Source organism: Saccharomonospora iraqiensis subsp. iraqiensis (genome assembly GCF_000430445.1).
Lineage (GTDB): Bacteria > Actinomycetota > Actinomycetes > Mycobacteriales > Pseudonocardiaceae > Saccharomonospora > Saccharomonospora iraqiensis.
Window position 1 is genome coordinate 46,165 of record NZ_KE387070.1, and the last position, 5,741, is coordinate 51,905.

Below are 5,741 nucleotides of genomic sequence, written 5' to 3' on the forward strand. Positions count from 1 at the left end.
GGCGGCGGTCGCGGACAGCCCGACGTCCGCCCGGATCTCCGGCAGTACCGGGGAGACCGCCGCGATCGCGCCGCGGAGGTTGAGCGCGACCAGCAGGACGGCGACGAGCGACACGCCCCCGCCCGCCGGGAGCCGCCGGGTCCGCGACGGCTGTCCGACCTTGCGGGTCACGGTCAGGTGTCCGGGCCGACCGCGGTGGTGACCTGGGTGTCCTCCGGGCTCCGCTCCCCGGCCTTGGCCTGCTGGATGAGCTCCCACACGTGGGTGCGCAGCTCGCCGAAGCGCGGTGTCGACCTGGTCGTGATCTGGTCCCGCTCGTCCGGCAGGTCGACCGGCACGTCGGCCAGCACCAGTGTCGGGGCCATCGACAGCACGAGCACCCGTTCGCCGAGGTAGACGGCCTCGTCGATGTCGTGGGTGACGAACAGGACGGTGACGCCGAGCCGGCGCCACAGGCTGCGCACGAGGTCCTCCAGGTCGGCGCGGGTCTGCGCGTCGACGGCGGCGAACGGCTCGTCCATCAGCAGCACGCGCGGCTCGTAGGCGACGGCACGCGCGATCGCGACCCGCTGTTGCATCCCGCCGGAGAGCTGCCACGGGTACGAGTCGGCCACGTGGTCGAGCTCGACGGCCTCCAGCGACTCGCGGACGAGGCGCCTGCGCTCACCGCGCGGGACCTTCTTCTCCTTCAACGGGAGTTCGACGTTGCCCCGCACGGTCATCCAGGGGAAGAGGCTGCGCCCGTACTCCTGGAACACCACGGCCATCCCCGGCGGCGGGGCGGTGACCCGCTCCCCCTCAAGGACGACCTCGCCGTCGGTCACCCCGAGCAGGCCGGCGACGCACTTGAGCAGCGTCGTCTTGCCCGCCCCGGACGGGCCGACGATGCAGGCGAGCTCCCCCGGGCGCACGGAGAACGTGAGCTCGCGGATCGCCTCGACGGTGCGGCTCTTGCCCTCGAAGACCTTGCGCACCCCGCGCACGTCGAGCATGGTCTCGGTCGTCACGTCAACCCTTTCCTCGCTGGGATTCGTGCAGCCCGCGGTACCAGGCCAGTGCCCGGTACTCCACGAGCCGGAGGAGCAGCGCCAGCGTGATCCCGATCAGTCCGAGCAGGATGATCCCGCTCCACATCTGCGGGATCGCGAAGCTGCGCTGGAACTGGATCACGGTGAAGCCGACGCCGTTGCTGGCGGCGAACATCTCGCTGATGACCATCAGGATGATGCCGATGGACAGTGCCTGGCGCGCGCCCGCCGCGATCTGCGGGCTGGCGCCCCGCAGCACCAGGTGCACCAGCCGGGACGAGCGGCGCATGCGGTAGCAGCGGGCGGTGTCCCGCAGGACCTCGTCGATGCCGCGCACGCCCTCGACCGTGTTGAGCAGGATCGGCCAGATGCAGCCGGACACGATCACCAGGACCTTCATCCAGTCCCCGATGCCGGCGAACAGGATGAGGATCGGCACCAGCACCGGCGGTGGGATCGCGCGGAAGAACTCCAGCACCGGTTCCACGACCGCGCGCAGCGTGGCCGAGGAGCCGATCGCCGTTCCCAGACCGACCCCGAGCGCCAGCGCGATCAGATAGCCGGCCAGCAACCGCAACAGACTGGGCAGCACGTCGGCGGCCAGCCTGCCGCTGAACCACGTCTCGCCGAAGGTGCCGAGGATCTCCGGCAGTGGCGGCCAGAAGAAGCTGGTGCTGTTCGCGGTGGCCACCCACCACAGCGTGACCAGCACGGCGGGCAGCCCGAGCGCGAGCAGCGCGCGACGGGCGATTGAGACGATCACTTCGGCACCTCCCCGCGCACGGACGGGTGCCAGGCGAGGACGCGACGCTCCGCGAACCGGGCCAGCAGGTTCACCAGCACCCCGAAAACCCCGGTGACGATCACCAGTGCGTACATCGTGTCCACCGCGCCCGAACTCTGCGCGACCTTGATCTGGGCGCCGAGCCCCGGCGATCCGATGATCAGCTCACCGGTGATCTCCAGGATCAGGGCGACCGCCGCGGCCAGCCGGAACCCGGTCATCACGTACGGCAGGGCGGTCGGCCAGATCACCGTGCGCACCTGCGTCCACCGGCGGAACCGGTACGAGCGGGCGGTCTCCCGGGCCACCGGGTCCACGTCGCGCACGCCGTAGAGCACCTGCACGAGCACCTGCCAGAAACTCGCGTACACCACCAGGATCAACGTCGCCCGCAGGTCACTGCCGTAGAGCAGCACCGCCAGCGGGATGAGCGCCACCGACGGGATCGGGCGCAGGAACTCGATCGTCGAGTTCGTCGCCGCGCGCAGCAACGGGATGCTGCCGATGAGGATGCCGAGCACCACGCCCGCGGCCACGGCGATCGCCAGACCGATCGCCCAGCCCCGGATCGTCGCGACCAACGCGACCCAGAACTCCGCGGAGGACATCTGCCCGGCCAGTGCGGCGATCATCTCGCTGAACGGCGGGAGGAACCGGCGATCGACCACGCCCAGTCGCGGCACCAGTTCGAGCAGTGCCATCAGTCCGAGCACCCCCGCCGCGCCGAGCACGGGGGTCGGCACCGGGCCGCGGCCCCGCGTGGTCCGCGGGGCGCGCGCCGGTGCGGTCGTCGCTGTCGCGGCCGTCACGGGAGCAGGGCCTCCGTGTCGACCTTCTCGTCCACCAGGCCGTCCTCCAGCGCCAGCTCGGCGAGCCGCTCCACGGTGCCGGTGTTGATCTCACTGGACCACTTCGGCAGCGTCATCTCCTCCGCGACGGCCGGGTCGATCTCGGTGTAGTCGAGGATGGCCTCCCGGGCCTGGTCGGGGTTGTTCTCCGCGTAGTCCAGCGACCGGTTCAGTGCGGTGGTGAACCGCTCGACCAGTTCCGGGTCGGACTGCCGCAACTGCTTGCTGGTGAAGTAGGACGAGATCATGAGGTCGTCCTGGGTGTCCACCAGGTTCGAGGCGATCTCCGTGCCGCCCTGGTTCATGGCGATCGTCCGGAACGGTTCGACCAGCCACGCCCCGTCGACCCGGCCCTCGGCCAGGGCCCCCGGCATCTCCGGGAACGGCAGCTCGACGAAGTTCACCTCGTCGGGGTTGCCGCCCGCCTTCTCCACCGACTGCCGCACGGTGGTGTCGCCGATGTTCTGCAGCGTGTTGACGGCGACGGTCTTGCCGGAGAGCCCGGAGGCGTCCGTGATGTCGCTGCCCTCCGGCACCACGACACCGCTGAAGTCGTCGCCCTGCTCGCCGGTGGAGTAGTTGCCCGCGCCGACGATCTCCAGCGGGAGTCCCTTCGCTCCGGCCAGCAGCAGCGAGGTCACGTTGCTGAACCCGAACTCGAACTCCTCGCTGACCACGCCGGGGACGATCGCCGCACCGCCCTGGCTGCTCTCCAGGGTGACGTCCAGCCCCTGATCGGCGAAGAAGCCCTGCTCCACGCCCAGGTAGACCGGGGCGACGTCGACGATCGGGATCACGCCGACCGTGACCGGGTCCGCACCGCCGGAATCGTCGGCGGAGCCGCCCGAACCGCACGCCGCGACGAGAAGCAGGCTCGCCATGCCGGCGCCGATGCCGGTAAAGCGTCGCATGAGAGGAGTCCTTCCGAAGACGTTCACTAAACGTACGAATGTTCTTATACCGCACACACCCGGGCAGTGGAAGACGCGCAGGGATAACTATTCGCCGGACCGAGCCGATATCGCCCCGCAATGTCCGGGCCGTGTCCGGGCGATTTCTTTCCGTCGTGACACACCGGGCCGCGGACACACGAAAACCGCCCCCGCCGCCGGAGCGACGGGGGCGGGGGCGGTTCCCGTGGCGGGGGCTCAGCGCCCGGAGGACGCCTTCGACCGTGCGGACCCGGATCTGCCCGACCCGGACCTGCTGCCCGACCCGGCCCTGCCCGACGTCGACCGGGTCGACGCCGCCGAGCGGGTCGAGGCGGGACGGGTCAGGGTCGTCACGAACTTGTACCGGTCGCCCCGGTAGATCGAGCGCACGTATTCGACGGGCCTGCCGTCCGATCCGAACGTCTGCCGGGACAGCAACAGCACGGGCATCCCGACGTCCGCCCCGAGCAGTTCGGCCTCCTGCGGCCCCGCGAGGGAGGTTTCGATGGTCTCCTCCGCACGCTCCAGTTCCACGCCGTGGCGCTCGCGCAACGCCTCGTACAGCGATCCGCCCGATTCGAGTTGTCTGCGCAGGCCCCGGAACCGCGCCAGCGGCAGGTGACTCGTCTCCACCGCCATCGGTTCGTCGTCGGCCAACCGCAGTCTGCGCACCCGCAGCACCTTGGCGCCGCTGCGGATACCCAGCATCTTCGGCAGCTCACCCTCGGCGACCTCTTCGTCGATCTCCAGCAGCCGGGACGAGGGTTCGCGCCCCTGCGCCCGGATGTCCTCGGTGTAGGAGGAGAGCTGGAGGCGCTGGGCGAGCTTCGGCTCGGCGGCGAACGTGCCCTTTCCCTGCACCCGGTGCAACCGCCCCTCGGCGGTCAGATCGGCCAACGCCTGGCGCACCGTCGTCCTGGAGACGGTGAACTCGTTCGCCAGGGCGCGCTCGGTCGGGATGGCCGACCCTGGTGGCATGGCTTCGAGCAGGTCGAGCAGGTGTTGTTTGAGCGCCCAGTACTTCGGCTCCCGCGTCCGCTGGGCGGGAAGCGTGTCAACCATGACCGACTCCCTCACTGCGAGTCCAACCCCCTCACCCTGGAACGTACCCTTCGGCCGGAAGGTTGAACGTGCGTGAAGTGGTCCGGACCGATTTTCTTCCCTCGGCGACTCCTCCCTCGGCGACTTCTCCCTCGGCGACTTCTCCCTCGGGGACGAGCCGTCCGGCACGGAACGGGGTGAGTACGTGAACGACGCGCCCGGCGACCACATGAGAACGGAGATCGACCAGCAACCCGGCGTGCTCGACGACCTGGCGGGGGACCACGCGGAGCTCGCCGCGGTGGCCCGCGGTGTCGCCGAACGTCCGCCGCGGTTCGTGCTGTTCGCCGCGCGTGGGTCCAGCCACCACGCCGCGCACTACGCCCGATACCTCGTCGAGGTCCTGCTCGGGCTGCCCACCGGGCTGGTCGCCCCGTCCACCACGACGCTGTACGGGGCCCGTCCGGACCTGCGGGACGTCCTGCTCGTCACGGTCAGCCAGAGCGGCGGCTCGGACGACCTGCTGGAGGTCACCGGGACGGCCCGCAGGCAGGGGGCCCGCACGCTCGCGGTGACGAACAGCCCCGGCTCCGCCCTGTCCGAGGCGGCCGAGCTGACCGTGGACGTCCGTGCCGGGCCGGAACAGGCGGTGGCCGCGACCAAGACCTACACCGCCACCCTGCTGGCGCTGTACCTGTTCGTCGACGCCGTCCGTGGTGGCACCGGCGAAGGCGCCCGCGGGCTCGGCGCGCTCGCGGCACGCACCCTCGACGAATCCGCGGACGCGGTCGCCCGTGCCGTGCACCGGTACCGGTTCGCCGACCGGGTGGTGACCACGGCACGCGGCTACTCGTACGCCACGGCGCTGGAGGCGGCGCTGAAGCTGGCCGAGACCAGCTACCTCCCCACCCGCGCCCACAGCGGTGCCGACCTGTTGCACGGCCCGGTCGCCGCCGTCGACACCGACACGGCCGTGCTGGCCGTCACCGGCGCGGGGGCGGGTGGCACCGCCCTGGGCGAGGTGCTGGACACCGTCGCCGGGCGGGGCGCGGACGTCCTCACGGTCGGATCCGCCCCGCCCACGGCGTCCACGGGGGCGTCGATCCCG

General features: G+C 71.0%; 6 protein-coding genes. 1 reads left to right on the forward strand and 5 read right to left on the reverse strand.

The annotated features are described in order from the left end of the window. Positions 1-173: 173 nt before the first annotated feature. From ACTIR_RS0107565 to ACTIR_RS0107585, 5 genes are all read right to left on the reverse strand, one after another. Positions 174-1,007 carry an ABC transporter ATP-binding protein gene (locus ACTIR_RS0107565; protein ID WP_026453808.1) on the reverse strand — a complete coding sequence of 278 codons (834 nt, stop codon included), beginning with the start codon at positions 1,005-1,007 and terminating at the stop codon, positions 174-176. A 1-nt stretch (position 1,008) separates the two neighbouring features. Continuing rightward, complete coding sequence (locus ACTIR_RS0107570) at positions 1,009-1,791, reverse strand: ABC transporter permease (RefSeq protein ID WP_026453809.1); 783 nt, start codon at positions 1,789-1,791, stop codon at positions 1,009-1,011. Then, entirely contained in the window at positions 1,788-2,621 is an 834-nt protein-coding gene (locus tag ACTIR_RS0107575; protein ID WP_233345851.1) for an ABC transporter permease, read from the reverse strand. Before ACTIR_RS0107575 ends, ACTIR_RS0107570 begins: the two co-directional genes overlap by 4 nt. Next, positions 2,618-3,571 carry an ABC transporter substrate-binding protein gene (locus ACTIR_RS0107580; RefSeq protein WP_026453811.1) on the reverse strand — a complete coding sequence of 318 codons (954 nt, stop codon included), beginning with the start codon at positions 3,569-3,571 and terminating at the stop codon, positions 2,618-2,620. The genes ACTIR_RS0107575 and ACTIR_RS0107580 overlap by 4 nt, the downstream gene beginning before the upstream one ends. Before the next feature lie 237 nt (positions 3,572-3,808). After that, on the reverse strand, positions 3,809-4,654 hold the full coding sequence (locus ACTIR_RS0107585; RefSeq protein WP_026453812.1) for a GntR family transcriptional regulator: 846 nt from the start codon (positions 4,652-4,654) through the stop codon (positions 3,809-3,811). A gap of 208 nt (positions 4,655-4,862) precedes the next feature. On the opposite strand from ACTIR_RS0107585, the gene ACTIR_RS0107590 reads away from it, so the two are divergent. After that, positions 4,863-5,741, forward strand: an 879-nt coding sequence (locus tag ACTIR_RS0107590) for an SIS domain-containing protein (RefSeq protein ID WP_065388554.1), incomplete at its 3' end; no start/stop codon positions are given.

Bases quoted from the DNA above. Each gene is read 5' to 3' on its own strand.
- ACTIR_RS0107585 (WP_026453812.1), bottom strand. From the start codon at position 4,654: ATGGTTGACACGCTTCCCGCCCAGCGGACGCGGGAGCCGAAGTACTGG.
- ACTIR_RS0107580 (WP_026453811.1), bottom strand. From the start codon at position 3,571: ATGCGACGCTTTACCGGCATCGGCGCCGGCATGGCGAGCCTGCTTCTC.